This is a genomic window from Bradyrhizobium sp. CCBAU 11434, from assembly GCF_028128895.1.
Classification (GTDB): domain Bacteria; phylum Pseudomonadota; class Alphaproteobacteria; order Rhizobiales; family Xanthobacteraceae; genus Bradyrhizobium; species Bradyrhizobium zhengyangense.
The window spans coordinates 1-17,284 of record NZ_LBJX01000072.1 but is presented as its reverse complement, the minus strand read 5'-3'; the positions used below and the strand labels follow the sequence as shown (position 1 = coordinate 17,284).

The following is a 17,284-nucleotide window of genomic DNA, read 5'->3' as shown; positions in this document are numbered from 1 at the left end:
TCGCGCGCGACCTGACGTTTGGTCGAGCGGGCCGGACAGGATCCCGGCATGCGCCGAGCGCTGCGCTCCGGGGGCCGATGCAGCTTGCCGCGCTGCTATCTTCGATCCTAGTGTGACCAATCGACCGACCTCACGCGGGAACAGACGCCATGGAAGTCATTCTGCTCGGCACCGGAGGCCCGCGCCCGGACCCGCGCCGCATGGCAACGACCACGTTGATCAGGCTCGGTGAGGAGAACATCCTGTTCGACGCCGGCCGCGGCGTCATGGTGCAGCTCAGCAAGGCCGGTGTGCCGCTCGGCGCCATCAACACGGTCTTTCTCACACATCATCATTTCGATCACATCGGCGACCTCTACGATGTGATGCTCAATTCGTGGATGGATGGGCGCAAGGACGATCTGCGGATCTTTGGGCCTCCGGACACCGAACGGCTCGTCAACACGCTGGTGACGCAGGTGTACGACAAGGACATCGCCTGGCGCGATCAGGGCGAGCCGACTTTCGGCGGGTGGAAGCCGGTCGTTGCGACCGACATCATTCCCGGCCCCGTCCTCGACACCGGCCGCTGGAAGATCAGCGCCGAGCTCGTTTCACATGGCGATGGGCTCGACATGTCGCCGGCGTTTCTCGCGCGCTGGATGTGCCTCGGCTATCGCTTCGAAGCGGAAGGCAAGGTCATTGCCATTTCAGGCGACACCGTCCCCTGCCCCGGCCTCGAGCGGCTGGCGGAGGGCGCCGACTTGCTCGTGCAGGTCTGCGTTCTGGCGACGCCGGAGATCGACAATGAGCATTTCCGGCGGCTGGCGAAATACACGATCGCCTGCGGTGACACGGTCGGCAAGGTCGCAGCCAAGGCCGGCGTCAAGAAGCTGGCGCTGACCCATCACCGTCCCCGCACCGACGATGCCATGCTGAACGCGCTGCTCGCGGACGTCAGGCAGGACTATGCGGGTCCCGTCGTACTCGGCGAAGACCTCACGCGCATCGAGGTTTGAGAGCTTACGCCGTTCCGACCTCCATCCGGAACGAGAGCTGCTCCTCCGCGCCGGGCGCCATGTGCATCAGGCCCGGCTTGTCGGTGAACTCACCGTCAAAGCCGACGGGGCTCGCGTAACCGCGCCAGGGCTCGATGCAGACGAACGGCGCGCCCGACGGCTTCGACCAGATTCCGAGCTCGCGAAAGCCGCGCCATGACATTTTGAGCCAAGGCCCGGCGCCCTGCCCGGCCGCATAGCGGACCGCAGAGCTGTTGACGGGATTGAGGATGACGGCGTCATTGGTGAACAGGGCTTCCGACAGAGGGAGCACAGTGCCCTGAACCGGACTAGGATCCGCAGCCGCAAGCAGGAGCCCGCCTTCGACACGGCAAATCGGAGACGGCTCCTCCTGCGTGAACGTCAGCGCATAGCTTTCCTTCGGCATCCCAGCCTGAAGCGGCCAGTTGAAAGCGGGATGGCCACCGAGCGACACCGGAAGCGTCTCGTTGCCGGTGTTCTCGACCGCGAGTGTGAGATCGAGACCGGCATCATCGAGCGCATAGGTCGCGGTCAGCCGGAACGCGAACGGATATCGCTCGCGTGTCGTCTCGCTGTCTTCGAGCACCAGCGTGCACCTGTTCTCTTCACGTGCCCCCCATACAAATCGGCTGTCGCGCGCAAAGCCGTGCTGGGTCATCCGGTATGTCTTGCCCCGATGGCGCAATTCGTCATTGGCGAGACGCCCGACGATCGGAAATAGCAAGGGCGCATGGCGCGGCCAGACCGGTTCGGCCTGCCACACGAATTCGATACCGTCCTTGTGCCTGAGCGAGCACATCTCGGCGCCCTGTGCCTTGATGGTCGCGGCGAGGGAGCCGCTGCGGATGCAGTGAAAATCGTCGCCATTGGTCACGATCCGCAGTCACTCCCAGTTTCGCTTTGACAACTCCGCCATCCTGGAAAAATCGGATCAGCGCCTATCTTATTCCCTGCAATCAGGGAAATGAACAGCGAAAGCATGGCACACAGCCGGGAGGTGTCCAATTCGAAAGACCCGAAATGCTCGATAAACACCAGTCGCGATAGCGGTGGTGACACGAGAGAACCAGGAATTTCTCGACGTCCTACAGGGAAGGACAGGGTGATAAACGCGCACAAGCGAACTACAGGCGGCTCTTCGATATTGGCTGGGCCGAAGTCCCGGAAGCGGTTGCTTGCGGACCCATTCATCCTGGAGCGCCGCTGGGGTAACGGCCTTTCGTCGAGTGGCGAGCGGAAGCAACCGTCCGTCGAAGCGAAAGAGGCCGCTAACGAGGCGGCCTCCAAATTTGCAAGCTACTCTGCGCTGGCGAACTCAGAACGGTGGCTGTCCCGGGCCAGAGCCGGGGCCGAACGGGCCGCGCTGGTTGCCCGGGCCCTGCAAGCCGCCAAAGATCAGTCCGCCGACCCATTCGACGGCGTCCTTGATGGCGCCGCCGATGGCACGGAAGGCGTCACCGAGCCAGTTGCCGCCGACGACCGCTTCGAGTTCCGCATCGTTCAGTTCGATGATTTCAGGTTTTGCATGTTTTGGGTTCAGCATGTTGGTCGCTCCTCTTCAAATGATGGATGTGATGGATTGTTTGAATGCGTGGTTCTCAGCGGTGGAAGATGCCACCGGGCAGCCAGGGGTTCGGACCCATGGGCTGATGGGTCGTGATCTTCCCATCCACAATCCACGGCCCGATGCAGCCTCCGTCATTGATGAAGCCGCCGCACACAGAGCTCAATTCGCGCTCGTCCAACTCTTTACGGTCTTGGTTGCTACGCTCGGTCATTTGTGTCTCCCGCTGTTGTGGAGGGTCCATCCCCTCTCATCTCGTGGCCACAGGAGTACCGCGGCCCGCGCGCTAACACCGTGAGGCGGGTCACAGAGCCCAGAGACTGGATTTTTTGGGCAAACGAAGGCCCGGTTCCGCAGTGCAGTTCCAGCGGGCGCCATTATGGTACAGGTCCGGAAGGCCAGCGTTGAGTTAGGCTCTGAGGCCTAAACACTGGTTCGACTTGCTTCTGGGGAGTGAGAGAGTGGCTCTGCGGCGGATCAAAGCATCTGCCGCTGCGCGAACGCTGCAAAGGCACCAGCTGCGGCGGTTAATTCCTCGAACGTCCCTGCTTCGACGATCTTGCCGTCAACCAGCACGATGATGCGGTCGGCATTCCTGACGGTGCTCAGCCTGTGAGCGATGACGATTCGGGTGACGTTCAAATTTTCCAGCGCATCACTGACGATGGCCTGGGATCGATTGTCGAGTGAGCTCGTCGCCTCATCGAACAGCAGGACGCGCGGCCGTCGCGCGATGGCGCGCGCGATCATGATGCGCTGCCGTTGTCCCCCGGAGAGAGTACTGACACCTTCGGATATCTGGGTCAGCATGCCCATCGGCATGGCCTTGATGTCTTCCTCAATTCCCGCAAGTCGGGCGGCGTCCCACACCTGGTCGAGCGGAAGCCGAAGTCCACCACAAATATTTTCGTAGATGTTGCCATTCGCGAGCCGCGCGCTCTGCAAGACAACGCCGAGCTGCCGCCGCAAAGCACTCACATCCAGCGTCTCGATTGATTTTCCGTCGTAGAACACCGCACCCGACTCCGGCCACTCGAAACCGAGCAGCAGTCGAAACAAGGACGACTTGCCGCTTCCGGACGGCCCGACGATCGCAACATATTCGCCCGGTGCGATCTTCAATGAGACATTATCGAGCACCAGCGGGCCGCTGGACAGATACCGGAACGAAACGCGCGCAAGCTCGACCGAACCCGACAGCTCTCCCGGCGCCTTTCTGTCGTCGGAGATCTCCGTCGGGCTGGCGATGAGGGGACGCAACCGGAGCAGTGGCGGTATCGCGATCAGCGCTTCACTGACGCCGCCCGCCCAGGAGCCGACGGCACCCATGGATTGCCCGAAGGCGGAAAAGAAGGCGAAGAATCTGCCGAGATCCGTCAGCAGATTGCTGTTCGAATAGGACGCATAACCAAAGATGATCAGCGTCGCGATCGTCGGAAATGCCGTCTCGAACGCGCCAAGGCCGTTGCTGGCGAGCTGCGACGACACGAAATACTGTTTTTGCGTCGCGAACTGCCTCGACCAGATCCCGAGGGCGCGCCCGGTTGCCCCGGACACCCGCAATTTGCCGACACCCGTCAGCAGTTGGAGGACGAATCCGCTGACCTTGCCCTGCTGGTTGAAGTGCTTGTTCTCGAAATAGAGCCGCAGCAGGTTGGTCGAGATGATGGCGGCCGCCCTGACGAATGTCAGCCCAATCGCGAGCAGCGCCAGTTTCGGACTATAGTAGATCATCAAGCCGAGGCTGAAGATGCAGAAAAGGCCGGCGATCATGCCGCGGACCGCGTGGCCCGTCAGGGCACGACGTGCGGCGTCGATGCCCGTCGCGCGGTCGACCAGCTCGCCCGTCGTGAATTTTCGGAAGACGGCAGTTGGCAGCCTGAGTATGCGATCGATCATCGCTGACTGTAATCGCCAGTCGATCAAGGCTTCCATGCGGAGCATGACAAGGCCCTGCATGACCTGGACGCCGGCGACCGAAAGGGCCGTCAAGCCTAGCGCGAGGCCACAAAAGACCAGCTGGTCGAGTTCGGATCTCGGGATGATCGAACTGATCAGCAAATTGGTGACGAAGGGCGTCACCAAGGACAGAAGCCCGATCACCACGACCACCAGGGCGATACGCAGTCCGCTGCCACGCGCATAGCGCAGGGCAAATTGCAAAAGCTCCCTGAACTTCAGCGAGCTTGACGGCAGCGGTGGATACAACATCGCCGCTTCCGGAGCAATTTGTGCCGCCACGCTGCGATTGACCGACAGGCGCGCCTTCGTCAGCGGATCGATCATCACGTAGCCACGGCGTGGCTCATAGACCAGGGCGACCGGCTCGCGCTTCTCGCCGAACCAGCCGACCAGCGGGCCTGCATCGGTTCTCCACCAGTCCGACCTGAGCAGAACCTGCCGGAGCCGCAGCCGAGAATCCAGCGCGATCTGCGTCAGCCCAGCGAATTCCTGCCGGCTGCCATCCGCCCGCCCAGAGATCGCGATCGGCATACGCATCGCGCTTCCGACGAGCTGGCAGGCGCCCGCAAGTCGATCGGAATAGGATGCATCGGCTGCCTCATGATCGAAGCGCCGCACGATAATGCCGGAGAGGCGATCGAAGGCTTCCATGGACTGCGACGCCGCGAGTGCATTCCGGCTCATCAGCCGCTCGCTCTCGCTTTGCCTCTCGTGAACCAGAATGCGTTGGACGCAGGCAGCGAAGCTTTGGTGAAACTGATCGACCGCCGGCCAGATCGCGGCCGGCATTGCGCCGTCTGCGACCACGCCGCAGCCCTCCGCGCCCGCCTCGACCCACAAGCCTGATGTGAGCGGCAGAGGCTGGCTTCCGGCTGCGTATGGCGGGGAAATGCCCATCAATCTGAGGTCGCCGCGCTCGACGGTCAGCCACAGCAGACCACGCATGAGACCGCGGCCAGCTTCGTTCGCTGCAAGTTCGGCCTTGCCTTCCGGCAGCTCGGGCATTTGCCACAGCGGTGCTGGCCCCGCGACGAAGCGCGCGAGCCGTTCGATCCAGCGCATGACCTGCGCGGGAGGCAGATCGGATCTGGACCGTGCAGACGCACGCGTGGCTTCGGTCCCCACTGCAATGAAGCCTGCGCCACGTTCCGTTGAGACGGCGATCTCCGGGAGATCGGCAACGATGTCGCCGCTTTCGATCCGAAAGAGATGGTGTCTCTTCCCGTATTCGCCCTCGTCGGTATCGACCGCGAAGATATCGAGATGACCGGCAACGACCTCGAACACGTAGCCGTGGTGATCGAGCAAAATGGGGCAGCGACCATCGAGCGTCATATCAATCGGGAATTCCGCCGACCTGACGAGGCTCGCACCAGACACAATGTTTTCAGCCGGACGGATCATTCCTGGGACACCAGCCTCGCATATTCGCCCTGGTGCGCCAGCAGGCTCTCATGCGTCCCCCGCTCCACGATCTTGCCCTGCCTCAACACGATGATCTCGTCGCAATCCCTGATCGTGCTCAGGCGATGTGCGATGATGATGCAGGTGCAGCCGGTACGGCGCAGATTTTCGTCGATTGCCTTTTCGGTGACCGGATCGAGCGCAGCCGTGGCTTCGTCGAGAACGACAACGGAGGGACGGCCGACGAGGGCGCGCGCGATCTCGATGCGCTGTCGCTGCCCGCCGCTGAAATTCGTTCCACCCTCGCTCACATAGGAGTCGTAATTGCCAGCCCTGATGGCGATCTCGTCCTGGATTTGCCCGTCTTTCAGGGCTCTGGTGAGCTCGGCATCCGGCGTAGTCCGGTCCCAGAGCGTAAGATTGTCGCGCACTGTGCCCTCGAACAGGAAGATATCCTGATCCACATAGGCGATGGAGTTGGCGAGGATTTCGGGAGGAACGTCCGAAAGCAGAGCCCCGTCGATCATTATCTCTCCGGCCCAAGGCTTGTTGAGGCCGCAAATCAGGCGTCCCAGCGTCGATTTACCGCTTCCGGACGAGCCCACAATCGCAACGCGTGATCCCGGGCTGATGTTGATCGAAAGCTCGGAGATGAGGGGAGGTTCAAGCAGTGAATAGCCGAACTGCACATTCCTGAGTTCGATGCGCCCGGCAAGCTTGGCGGGAAAGCGTCTTTCAGATCCGTGCCGGCTCGGCTTGTCGCCCAGTGGATAGTTGTAGACATCTTCGAGGCGATCGAGGGCGCCCCGGATCAACTGAAAGCCGCTGGCCTGATTGACCAGCGTTGCGACAGGCTCCGAGAAGCTTGCCATCAGCGACTGGAAGGCGACGAGGCTGCCAAGCGTCAGCGAGCCCTCGATCACCCGCAGCCCTCCGAGGATAAGTATCGCCGTCATGCTCAATCCGGAGATGAGGGTCGGGATCATATCGAGCAGGATTGATGACGAGGCGAGCTCGCGCTCGGCATTGAGAAGCTTGGCGTGGACACCGGACCAATGTCCGAAAGCCTCGTCTTCAAGACCGCTTGCCTTGATCGTCTCGATGGTCCTGACGATGCTGACCACCGCTCCCAAAGACTTTCCACGCTCTTGCGAGAGCCCTCGGCTGAGGTCCTCCCGGCGCCGGTGCGACAGGCGCAAGGATAGGACGTTGAGCATCGACAGGGCGACGCAGATCGTGGCAAGCCACGGATCGTAGACCACCATCGCAAACGCAAAGAACACGACCGAGGTGAGGTTGAGTACGTTGGCCGCAATGCCGCCCGCAAGCAGCCGCGCAATCTGCTCGTTGGCCGCAACGCGCGTTGCGATATCGCCGGCGTGGCGCTGAGTGAAGAACTCCATCGGTAGCGCCATCACCCGCCAGAGAAAGCGACTGATCATCACCACCGAGAGCTTCGTCTGCAGCCGCAACAGCAATGATTGTTGAAGCAGCGTCAGGATCGTGCGGATCAGAGCGGTGACGGCCATGCCGACCAGGAGCGGACGCAGCCACCCGTCCAGATGCTGGATCAGGACGTCGTCGATGAAGATTTTCGAGAAGCTCGCGGCGACGAGGCCCGGAAGGACCATGACGAAGCTGAGCAGGATGAGCAACCCCACTGCCGCCTTTGAGCCGCGCAGCTCGCGGACCAACAGGCGCAGTCCGCCGGGCTTGCTTCCCTGCGCGATGAACGCCGCCGTCGGCTCCATGGTGAGCACGACGCCGGTAAAACTCCTGTCCAGCTCGTCGAGGCCAATTCGCCTGCGCCCGAAGGCCGGGTCGTTGATGTAGGCGAACTTTCCATCGATCCCATCGAGAACAACGAAATGATTGAAGTTCCAGTGGATGATGCAGGGCGTCGGCGTCGCGCGCAGCGTCGCGATTTCCTGCCGGAATCCCTTGGCGGACAGGCCGAAGCGCCGCGCGGCCCTGACGACGTTGCTGGCCTTGCTGCCATCGCGTGACACGCCGCATTCGACACGCAACTGCTCGAGCGGCACCCACCTGCCATAATGCGCCAGCACCATGGCGAGACAGGCCGCGCCGCATTCCGCCGCCTCCATCTGCAGGACGGTGGGTGTTTTCTTGACTCCCGGACTAGGCTTGGCAGAACTATCCATCGATCCCAGTCAGCTTCCTGATGAGAGGAACAACGAGATCCAGCGGACGCCGATTCCGGGTGGTGATCTCGGCCTGGGCCAGCGTGCCGCTGGTCAGGTGCACCGGAGGTCCTTGACCGACAGCCCATCGATAGCCGCTCGCCGTCGAGTCGTCCTTTTCCAGGGATACGGTGACGGCATAGGGCGCGCCGTCGTGGGAGAACACCTTGACCAATTGATCGTTGTGAAGCACCGCGGTCATTCCCTGCGGTGTCACGGGAAACTCCGACACGCTGGAGACCGTCCCGATCATCATGCCGAACTCCTCGCGCTTGACGGTGCTGGGCGCGATGCGCACTTGAGAGCCTGGCTTGACGCTCTTGCCTTGCTCGGCGGGGATATAAATGACCGCCTCGAGCTTCGAGCCCTCATCTTCAATCGCGACGACCGCCGTGCCGACGGCGAGGACCGAACCGGTCGATATCTTGATCTCCAGCACGCGACCCGTGATCGGGCTGATGACCTGCGAATTGCGCCCCAGGGTCCCGGCGAGTGCCTGCATCTCGCGGCGCGCGTTGTTGGCCGCGAATTCGGCCTGCTGCAATTCGTGCTCGCGCTGGGTTTCGAGGTCGGATTGCTGCGCATGCAATTTGAGGATCTCGTTCTGCGAGTCCGTTCGTCGCTGCTGCGCCTCGGTCAACTCGAGACGACGATCCTCCAGCGTCTTCCGCGTCGTCAGGCCCTTGGCCATGAGCTGCTCGAGATTCTTCACGTCGATGTCCAGGGACTGAACGCGCTGCCCGGTTGCCTCGATGACCTTGTTGAAGGCCGCCTCGAGCTTATCGAGATTGGCGGCCTTGACGGCGAGCTCCGACCTCACCTTGCCGGCCATGTCATCATGCTCACGCTGGCGCTCTTTGTAGGCCTCGACCGCGTTTGCGTATTTCTGCTCGATGTCGGTCTGCGAGATCTGCGCAATGATCTGACCACGCTCAACATGGTCCCCGACGGAAATGCCGAGCGAAGCGAGCCGCCCTTCCGCGGCAGAGACTGCATCGACAACGCGGCCGCTACCGACCAGAATTCCTTGCCCCGACACGCGCGAGGGAATCCGGCCGTAGATCCCCCAGATAAGCGCCGCAATCAGAGCGACCGTTACGACGACGGCCAGGATCCAGTCGGCCGGCTTGGTAATCGCGACGAGATGGTCGAGTTCGTCCGGAGATGCCGCGCGTTGCAACGCGCTTGCACGGAAAATACGTTCGGGGCCGTCGGTCACGGTTCAAATCCCTCGCAACGATCTCGGCGCAATAACTTTCAGTTCGTCAAAGATGGGCCTGAAAAGACCGGCGCACGCGCCAATGATACATAGGAGACGATTTTCCTACAACGGTTCCGAATTCCCGGCGCGCGTGCAAGGCTTATGGAAAGAATAGGATTGAGGGTTCCATTGTGCGGCGCTATTGTCGGCCTTGAGGACGGCGGGCTTGTTGACGCAGAAAATTCGAGCGTCTCGATGATATGGCAAGCGGACAGCGTGAAACGTGCCGGACCGGTTCGTGTGATAGCCACCCGACTGGCGTGGCCATGCTTGGGGTTGCTGGTCGCAACGAAAATGTGCGTGGCCGGTGTCTTGAGTCCCGCCGACTTGAAGCGCGTCGAAGATCTCAGGCCAATGTTCGCCGGCTTGATGGCGGACCTCGTCCAAACCTCCAAACGGACCGACATTCCTGCTGTGGACGCAGATTGCGTCAAAGCCACCGTGCAAAATCTGGTCGAGATTTCCCAGGAGCTCTCAAGTTACGAGTATCTGATTACGATCGAGAAGGAGCTGACCAACGTCGGCGAGAATGACCCCACGCGCGATGTGGTCAAGTTTGCCATTGAGCAGTCGGCCAATATTCTGTCCAGCCAGCGTAAAAAGATTGCGCAACTTCCCGATCAATGCACCCGATCGGCTGTTGCGGTGGCAAAATCCCAGCAGGCCCTTCAGGTTGTTGATGCGACGACTGGGATTTTGAGTTCCATTCGCTCCCGGCTTTGAGCTGCTGGGCGCAACGACCCGGCTGGCTCAAGTCATTGTTAGAAAGGACCACCGGTCTGACGAGATTCAAGACCCTCTCAAGGTCGGACGCGGTGCCCCCCTAATTTCACTCAATTGCACCTGTGTGACCCCTCTCACGGTCTATCCACGCGGGCCGGGGTACTCCTGTGGCCACGAGATGAGAGGGGATAGACCCTCCACTACAACGGGAGACACAAATGACCGAGCGTAGCAATCAAGACCGTAGAGAGTTGGACGACCGCGAATTGAGCTCCGTGTCCGGCGGCTTCATCAATGACGGAGGCTGCATTGGGCCGTGGATTGTGGATGGGAAGATCACGACCCATCAGCCCATGGGCCCGAATCCCTGGCTGCCAGGTGGCATCTTCCACCGCTAAAAGACCAAGCGTTCAAACCCTTCATCACATCAACATTTGAAAAGGAGCGGCCAACATGCTGAACCCAAAACGTGCCAACCCTGAAATCATCGAACTGAATGATGCGGACCTCGAAGCGGTTGTCGGCGGCAACTGGCTCGGAGACGCCTTCCGTGCCATCGGCGGCGCCATCAGGGATGCCGCCGAGTGGGTCGGCGGACTGATCTTCGGCGGCTTGCAGGGCCCGGGCAACCTGCGCGGCCCGTTCGGCCCGGGCTCGGGACCGGGGCAGCCGCCCTTCTGAGTTCGCCAAGCAGAACTGCTCGCGAGTTTAGAGGCCGCATCGATTGGCGGCCTCTTCAACTTAGAGAAGCGGCTGCTCGCTAATTTGCGGGCTCTGCAGCCCCAAGAGCAGCGAACGGAAGCAGCACTCAGCTCGGAGGAGTAAAGTAAAGCGATTAAGGTTTACTGCTCAGGTTAATCTTCAGGACGGCTTGCGACGCTCAATGGGTTCGGTATGTCCTTGCGAGAGGGAGACCCGAATGTCCGATTTAACTGCAGATCAAGCCTCCGAGCCGCGCGAGCGACCTGGTCTATTTGATTTGGTCTTTCCCGCTTGTTTCGGCGTAGCTGCCATTCTCTTTACAGCCCTTTGGTTCGCGGCGATCGGTTGGGTCGCCTGGCAGCCCCTTCACATTCTTCTCGCCTGGTATTTTAGTTAGGCGTATCGGCAATGAGCGAATTTGGTGGCCTATCCGATCACTTTGTTCTGCGGATGTACGAATTCATCCGGCAGGAGGTCCAAGCTGACAGCTTATCCGGCGCCCGGCTCGTGGGCCCGCCCGCAAAGCGCCGCGCCGACAATCTACTTAGGGAGATCGAGCACCGGGGTCTCTTCTGCAATCCAATCGAGTGGCCCGAGCATTTTCAGGAGACGCCATGCGAGGCTTTGAACATCTGAGGATGGATCAAAAGCCTTCCTTGTCTGTAGTACCAGAAGAGACGTAGACCGCCACCTCCAGCTAGATTGACGTTTCCTAGCGCGAGCCTGATCAGCAGAACCGTCAACATACTGCTCCGCGGCCCAGCCCGCGGCGAAATAATTTTCACAACTTTCCCGTTGTGCAGCAAATCCCTGTGGGGCATGAGGGGTAGCTGTCGGAAAACAAGCTTGTGGCGACATGCCGAAACATTCAGCCACGTCTCTCCGAGTCCCGACGACGTTAAAGCTGCAGCAGAGAGGGCTGCTAAAGCTAGGCGCATGTCTGTTGCAGCCATGATCAACGAACTGCTTGTCGAGCACCTCAAGGATATCTCAAAGGATGAGGCTGCTGATCAACGCACCTAAGAGAGCGAAGTATTGGAACTCTAGCGTATTTCTCATCGATAGGTAGCCAGAACCCGCCCTCATTGGCAGCGGCTACCTACTTGGACTCGTTGTCCGAAGCTGGGGATCGAACGCCATACACCGCTACTAGATTGGGTTCACATTTGCCCCCGATATGGCGCTCCCGCGCATCATCGGCGCTTTTGTTCCCAAATCACCCTTGCGCCTTGATGCCGCCGCGAGGTCCGCGTCTTGTTGTCAATGGCTTGCAATATTGGGACCACACACTCTTGAAGACCTCCCTTCCGCTGGAGTGCGTGGAAAATGCAACGTGAAGCCGATCTCGTCGCCTCGGAAATACGTAACAATCACAAATCAGTGCACGACCATATCGTCGTCGTGGGCTTCTTTGTGAGCGTCAGCGTCGCTATGGCCGTGGCTTTACATTTTGGGCCGCGGCGTCATCCTCGCGGCAGGCTGGATAGCTGGCTAGAGCAACCCTTTAGCTTAAGGGCTCGACTTCCTCCTGCGCCAACTCTGGCAGGAGATATCGACCGCCACGTTGGCCGACGACGCTTCCGTCCTTCGCCTCAAACGCGCTTGCCATGTGCGAGGTCCCGCTTGGCCTCCACCAGGTCGCTAGACATCATCTCGGCGACGAGCTGCGCAAAGGTGCGTTTCGGCTTCCAGCCCAGCACCTCGCGCGCCTTGCTGGCGTCGCCGACGAGGAGATCGACCTCGGTTGGGCGGAAATAGGTAGGATCAATTTTCACCACGGTCTTGCCAGTCTTCGCGTCGATGCCGGTTTCGTCCACGCCTGCGCCGCGCCATTCTATGCGGCGGCTGACCTGCGCGAAAGCCAGCTCGACCATCTGGCGCACCGAGTGCATCTCACCCGTGGCGAGTACGAAGTCGTCGGGCTTGTCGGCCTGTAGGATCATGTGCATGCCCTCGACATAATCCTTGGCGTGGCCCCAGTCGCGCTTGGCTTCGAGATTGCCGAGATAGAGCGTCTGCTCAAGCCCAAGCTCGATCCGCGCGACGCCGCGGGTGATCTTTCGGGTGACGAAGGTCTCGCCGCGGATTGGGCTCTCATGGTTGAACAAGATGCCGTTCGAGGCAAACATGCCGTAAGCTTCGCGGTAGTTCACCGTGATCCAGTAGCCATAGAGCTTGGCGACGCCATAAGGCGAGCGCGGATAGAACGGCGTGGTTTCCTTCTGCGGGATCTCCTGCACGAGGCCATAAAGCTCGGAGGTCGAGGCCTGGTAGAACCGCGTCTCCTTCTCCATGCCGAGGATGCGGATCGCCTCCAAAAGGCGCAGCACGCCGATGGCATCGGCGTTGGCGGTGTATTCCGGGCTCTCGAAGCTGACGGCGACGTGGCTCTGGGCGGCGAGATTGTAGATTTCGGTCGGCCGGATCTGCTGCACCAGGCGGATCAGGTTGGTGGAATCCGTCATGTCGCCGTAATGCATCAGGAACGGCACGTGGCCGACATGCGGGTCCTGGTAGAGGTGATCGACGCGCGCGGTGTTGAATGAGGACGAGCGCCGCTTGATGCCGTGCACGACATAGCCGAGCGACAGCAGATGTTCCGCAAGATAAGCGCCGTCCTGGCCGGTCACGCCGGTGATGAGAGCAATGCGTTGAGTCATGGCCAACCTTGTTCCCGCAGCATCGAAATTTTTGGATGCGCACAGAGGGCCGAACGAAGCGCATTCCTGCCTTCTCTTGGCCATATCACCCAGCGTGGGTCAACCCCAGGGACGATGCCGAAACCGGGATATTGGGAGCGCGGAGACGGATTGGACCAGAAGCACAATAGTGATACTGAGCGCGAGGTCCGCCGCTGCGGTGGTGCGCCCCTCATCGAGATACAAACTCGAGCCGAAATACGCCGCCGAGCATGACGGGGGTGAGGCCCCTCCCACTTGAAAGATCGTTGCACAAAGTGGATCTGCGATTCTCTAGGACCAGGCTTTAGAGGGGACTTGGAGTGGTATGGGCAGGTTGGGCGACCGAGCTTCGCCCACGCGTTGGTGTCGCGTCAACGGTGGAAAGGAAACCCGGTGCTGAGACTGATTTGCGAATTGGCTGACTGGATTCTGTGGAGCGCATGCAGGGCGGTCTTCCGGACTGGAGCGCGGCTCGCCGACCCTATCCGCGGCTAGGATGTTCAAGGGACTGCTGCTGCAGCAATGGTACGGGCTGTCCGATCCGGAGCTTGAAGAAGCGCTCGATGCGCCTCGGTCCACGATTTCTGCGGCTTTGTGCTTAGCGACGAGATCCCTGATCATACGACGATCTGGCGCTTCCGTGAGGCGTCGCACCGGGCCGTCTCGACGAGAAGCTGTTCGCCGAGATCCTGCACCTAGAGCGAGTATTGGCGCTGTGCGGGGCGCATTGATCGACGAGACCCTAATTCCGGTTGCAGTGAAGCCACGAAGGAGCCGCGGCCGCCGGGCCCGGATGGGCACACCCCGAGCAAGCTGGTCAACAGCGAACGCGAACAAGAAGGGCGGCAAGCAGTTACTTCCCGCGACATCCGCATCACGCCGTCCGCCATCGTTGGCCAAACGAAAATGCAACCTTCGAGGCGCTTGTGAACCAACCCCACTAACCGTGGCCGCCACGTCTCGCGACCAGATATTCGTCTTGAATTCGCGATGCTCCATTGTTGTTGCTTGCACGCGCTTCCGTGCGCGACTTGCGATTAAAGCAGCGCTACAAGCTAACACCCCGATCAGAAATCCAGTCAACATTTGCTCCCCCACTGGAATTGCTGAGCGGTCCTTCAACGTGCAGGTGAAAAAGCGTACTCCCCGGGCCTAGTGCTCCGTCCGGCCTAGCTTTTCCCTCCCCGAGCAGAACTCAGGACCAACCGTCGCGCGTCTTGACCTGTAAGTTTCTGGAAGGCTTTGATTAGACGGAGCATCTGAAGATCTTCGACGCCTGGGGACATGGCAAAGACCTCGTATAAAATGACCAGCTCAAATTCCGGAAGAATTATGCAGCGTGTCTGGGGAATTAGGAACATGAAACTTAGAGGAGGGTTAAGTGCTGCCGGCTCCAAGGCTTGAGGTGAGCGACGCCGGCTGTCGATCATTGCCCAAAGCTGGGGCCTTCTCTCTGAGACCTTACAAAGAACGAGCTGACCAATGAGACGGCCGCCTAGGTCGTTTTGTAGAGGGGATCGTTTCCCTTTGGATCTTGCAGAAATTTGGGAGCGTGTCCGCGTTCACGCGGGGTCGCGCGTTCGGACGGGTCGCGGCCGAGCTTGGACTGCAGCTCGATCAAGTCGGTGAAGACGTCGGCTTGGCGGCGCAGCTCGTCGGCGATCATCGGCGGCTGGCTGGCGATGGTGGAGATCACGGTGACCCTGACACCGCGGCGCTGCACGGCCTCGACCAGCGAGCGGAAGTCGCCGTCACCGGAGAACAGCACCATCTGGTCGATGTGTTCGGCGAGCTCCATGGCATCGCCCCCCCCCCCCCCCCCCCCCCCCCCCCCCCCCCCCCCCCCCCCCCCCCCCCCCCCCCCCCCCCCCCCCCCCCCCCCCCCCCCCCCCCCCCCCCCCCCCCCCCCCCCCCCCCCCCCCCCCCCCCCCCCCCCCCCCCCCCCCCCCCCCCCCCCCCCCCCCCCCCCCCCCCCCCCCCCCCCCCCCCCCCCCCCCCCCCCCCCCCCCCCCCCCCCCCCCCCCCCCCCCCCCCCCCCCCCCCCCCCCCCCCCCCCCCCCCCCCCCCCCCCCCCCCCCCCCCCCCCCCCCCCCCCCCCCCCCCCCCCCCCCCCCCCCCCCCCCCCCCCTGCCCTTGACCTTGCGGCGGCCGGAGGCGTCGATGAACTCCTTGGTCGCCTTGGTGACGACGGTGTAGCCGTTGTAATCGAGCCAGTCGATCAGCGGACGGATCGACGAATATTCCTGATCCTCGATGATCGCTGTGTAGTAGAACGCCCGCAGCAGCGTCCCGCGGCTCTGAAATTCCTTCAGAAGGCGCTTGTAGTCGATGTCGAAGCCGAGAGTTTTCGCCGTTGCGTAAAGATTGGCCCCGTCGATGAAGAGCGCGATCTTGTCCGAAGGTGAATGAGACATCTATCTGGCTTTCGGTGAGCAAGTCGCGGTTTGAAGCATTGCGAAATTCGCGACACAGAAATCTGGGTCGCATTCTATATGGATAGCTACCGGAGATCGTCGAGGAGCTCAAACGTTTTAAGCTTCGACTAACAACAAGCTTATCTAAGGTGGAACTCTACCCCGGCCCGAAGGTTCTTCTGTCAAATTTGTTATGTGTCTAGTCTATCTCTATTTCCAGGTGCGCCTTTGAAGGTGTTTCGGATGAACGCTGGCGATTTTGATCTCTTTGATGTTTCGATACAGAGGCGCGGTCGTGGTTGGCGATGGGCCGTCATTGACCGGTCAGGCAACCCTTTGTTGAAGGGGAGTGAGCGCAGCAGGGCTGCAGCTCGTTACAAAGCCAGCAGGGAGATATTCCAGATGTTATTGGCTGCACCGTATCGAAATCAAATTCCACCGATGGCCTGGTCTCGCTCGCCTCGAAGCGTGAGGCGCTACGCACTTCCCCCACACCCAGAGAGGGAGCGCGGCTTGAAATCGAGAGGCTAATAGGCGAACGCATCGGTCTAACGAACCTGCGTGAGCGGCAGAAGATGCCCTAGGAGGCCAAAGTTGATCAGAGGCGCGGCCACGCCGAAATCTGCGCTCTGATCACTGCACTTTTCGCGCGATGTCTCTCAGGAGCGCGTGCAGAAAATCACTCGCATGGTCGTACCGCGCGCCGCCGCTCGCTAGTTCATGAGCGCGCGGCTCCACTACAGCACCGACGATTTCTGGACCGACTAGATCAGCCGTTGCCGACCATTGCTGCAAGAGGCGATCGGGAATGTATTCTGCAGACCCGAACAACCTCAAAAGGCATTCCTCGCCTTCGGCTTTATGGTCGTGATGAGCTTTCGCCGCGTAGAGAGCGAATAAACCACGAAAAGCATCTCGGGAAACGGCTGGTTTTGCCATTGCAATGTCCCCGCAGAATTGAATGCTCAACAAAGAGGCCACCTAAAGGCGGCCTCCAGAGTTCATCAAGGTGCGCTAAAAAACTCGTAATAAAACGCCTGCCGCAGCGTTGCCGTTGCTTCAGAACCCGGGATCAAAATAGATGCGGATGGAACGTGCCAGCCCCGGTCATAAGAGCATGCCAAGATGATTCGCTTTTGCCAACAAGAATCTGATGAATGCCGGGAAAATCTGGCAATTCCAAACTTATGTTAGGTTGGGTGACGCACCGGTCGGTTCGGCAGAGGGAGAGACCATGATGATCTATCAGATTTACGTGCCGATGTGTTGCTGGCCTAGCAGGCTGTTGAAAAAAGGCGCTCGCCGCCGACCGGTGACGGTGATTCATTGGCTCCGAAGAGAAGATTCGGAGAT

Annotated in this window: 16 protein-coding genes and 2 pseudogenes; 8 read left to right on the top strand and 10 right to left on the bottom strand. The window is 60.8% G+C overall.

The features are described 5' to 3' along the window. Positions 1 to 149 precede the first annotated feature (149 nt). Positions 150 to 998, top strand: a complete 849-nt coding sequence (locus tag XI06_RS15350; RefSeq protein WP_237874162.1) for an MBL fold metallo-hydrolase — start codon at positions 150 to 152, stop codon at positions 996 to 998. Positions 999 to 1,002: 4 nt separating this feature from the next. Here XI06_RS15350 and XI06_RS15345 read toward each other — a convergent pair whose 3' ends face one another. The 4 genes from XI06_RS15345 to XI06_RS15330 all read right to left on the bottom strand — a co-directional run bounded on the left by XI06_RS15345 (position 1,003) and on the right by XI06_RS15330 (position 5,196). After that, the gene (locus tag XI06_RS15345; RefSeq protein ID WP_237874161.1) at positions 1,003 to 1,893 is read right to left on the bottom strand and encodes an aldose 1-epimerase family protein; all 891 of its coding nucleotides are present in this window, start codon (positions 1,891 to 1,893) and stop codon (positions 1,003 to 1,005) included. 441 nt (positions 1,894 to 2,334) lie between these two features. Beyond that, positions 2,335 to 2,562: a hypothetical protein gene (locus tag XI06_RS15340; RefSeq protein ID WP_237874160.1), complete on the bottom strand. Its 228-nt coding sequence runs from the start codon at positions 2,560 to 2,562 to the stop codon at positions 2,335 to 2,337. Between the two features lie 55 nt (positions 2,563 to 2,617). After that, positions 2,618 to 2,797 (bottom strand): hypothetical protein, encoded by a 180-nt coding sequence (locus XI06_RS15335; RefSeq protein WP_237874159.1) that lies wholly within the window; start codon positions 2,795 to 2,797, stop codon positions 2,618 to 2,620. A 263-nt stretch (positions 2,798 to 3,060) separates the two neighbouring features. Then, positions 3,061 to 5,196 carry an NHLP bacteriocin export ABC transporter permease/ATPase subunit gene (locus XI06_RS15330; RefSeq protein ID WP_271605771.1) on the bottom strand — a complete coding sequence of 712 codons (2,136 nt, stop codon included), beginning with the start codon at positions 5,194 to 5,196 and terminating at the stop codon, positions 3,061 to 3,063. On the opposite strand from XI06_RS15330, the gene XI06_RS15325 reads away from it, so the two are divergent. Beyond that, on the top strand, positions 5,146 to 5,391 hold the full coding sequence (locus tag XI06_RS15325; RefSeq protein ID WP_271605772.1) for a hypothetical protein: 246 nt from the start codon (positions 5,146 to 5,148) through the stop codon (positions 5,389 to 5,391). The two genes, XI06_RS15330 and XI06_RS15325, sit on opposite strands and share 51 nt — an antisense overlap. A gap of 554 nt (positions 5,392 to 5,945) precedes the next feature. On the opposite strand, the gene XI06_RS15320 is transcribed toward XI06_RS15325, so the two are convergent. Then, complete coding sequence (locus tag XI06_RS15320) at positions 5,946 to 8,111, bottom strand: NHLP family bacteriocin export ABC transporter peptidase/permease/ATPase subunit (protein ID WP_237874157.1); 2,166 nt, start codon at positions 8,109 to 8,111, stop codon at positions 5,946 to 5,948. Continuing rightward, positions 8,104 to 9,369 carry an NHLP bacteriocin system secretion protein gene (locus tag XI06_RS15315; RefSeq protein ID WP_237874156.1) on the bottom strand — a complete coding sequence of 422 codons (1,266 nt, stop codon included), beginning with the start codon at positions 9,367 to 9,369 and terminating at the stop codon, positions 8,104 to 8,106. Before XI06_RS15315 ends, XI06_RS15320 begins: the two co-directional genes overlap by 8 nt. Before the next feature lie 159 nt (positions 9,370 to 9,528). Here XI06_RS15315 and XI06_RS15310 point away from each other — a divergent pair, with 159 nt between their 5' ends. From XI06_RS15310 to XI06_RS15290, 5 genes are all read left to right on the top strand, one after another. After that, positions 9,529 to 10,134 carry a hypothetical protein gene (locus XI06_RS15310; RefSeq protein WP_237874154.1) on the top strand — a complete coding sequence of 202 codons (606 nt, stop codon included), beginning with the start codon at positions 9,529 to 9,531 and terminating at the stop codon, positions 10,132 to 10,134. Positions 10,135 to 10,352: 218 nt separating this feature from the next. Continuing rightward, complete coding sequence (locus tag XI06_RS15305; protein WP_237874152.1) at positions 10,353 to 10,532, top strand: hypothetical protein; 180 nt, start codon at positions 10,353 to 10,355, stop codon at positions 10,530 to 10,532. A gap of 55 nt (positions 10,533 to 10,587) precedes the next feature. Next, positions 10,588 to 10,815, top strand: coding sequence for a hypothetical protein (locus tag XI06_RS15300; protein WP_237874150.1), 228 nt, complete (start codon positions 10,588 to 10,590; stop codon positions 10,813 to 10,815). A gap of 238 nt (positions 10,816 to 11,053) precedes the next feature. Beyond that, entirely contained in the window at positions 11,054 to 11,233 is a 180-nt protein-coding gene (locus XI06_RS15295) for a hypothetical protein (protein ID WP_237874147.1), read from the top strand. 11 nt (positions 11,234 to 11,244) lie between these two features. Further along, positions 11,245 to 11,472, top strand: a complete 228-nt coding sequence (locus tag XI06_RS15290) for a hypothetical protein (RefSeq protein ID WP_237874146.1) — start codon at positions 11,245 to 11,247, stop codon at positions 11,470 to 11,472. Between the two features lie 956 nt (positions 11,473 to 12,428). Here XI06_RS15290 and gmd read toward each other — a convergent pair. Next, on the bottom strand, positions 12,429 to 13,496 hold the full coding sequence (gene gmd / locus XI06_RS15285; RefSeq protein ID WP_237874144.1) for a GDP-mannose 4,6-dehydratase: 1,068 nt from the start codon (positions 13,494 to 13,496) through the stop codon (positions 12,429 to 12,431). A gap of 606 nt (positions 13,497 to 14,102) precedes the next feature. On the opposite strand from gmd, the pseudogene XI06_RS15280 reads away from it, so the two are divergent. Beyond that, a pseudogene (locus XI06_RS15280) lies at positions 14,103 to 14,216 on the top strand (transposase); the annotation flags it as partial. A gap of 796 nt (positions 14,217 to 15,012) precedes the next feature. Here XI06_RS15280 and XI06_RS15275 read toward each other — a convergent pair. The 3 genes and pseudogenes from XI06_RS15275 to XI06_RS15265 all read right to left on the bottom strand — a co-directional run bounded on the left by XI06_RS15275 (position 15,013) and on the right by XI06_RS15265 (position 16,870). Further along, entirely contained in the window at positions 15,013 to 15,315 is a 303-nt protein-coding gene (locus XI06_RS15275) for an NYN domain-containing protein (protein ID WP_442869446.1), read from the bottom strand. Between the two features lie 331 nt (positions 15,316 to 15,646). Further along, positions 15,647 to 15,931 (bottom strand): annotated as a pseudogene (locus tag XI06_RS15270) (NYN domain-containing protein); the annotation flags it as partial. A gap of 633 nt (positions 15,932 to 16,564) precedes the next feature. Next, entirely contained in the window at positions 16,565 to 16,870 is a 306-nt protein-coding gene (locus XI06_RS15265; protein WP_237874452.1) for a hypothetical protein, read from the bottom strand. Positions 16,871 to 17,284: the final 414 nt, after the last annotated feature.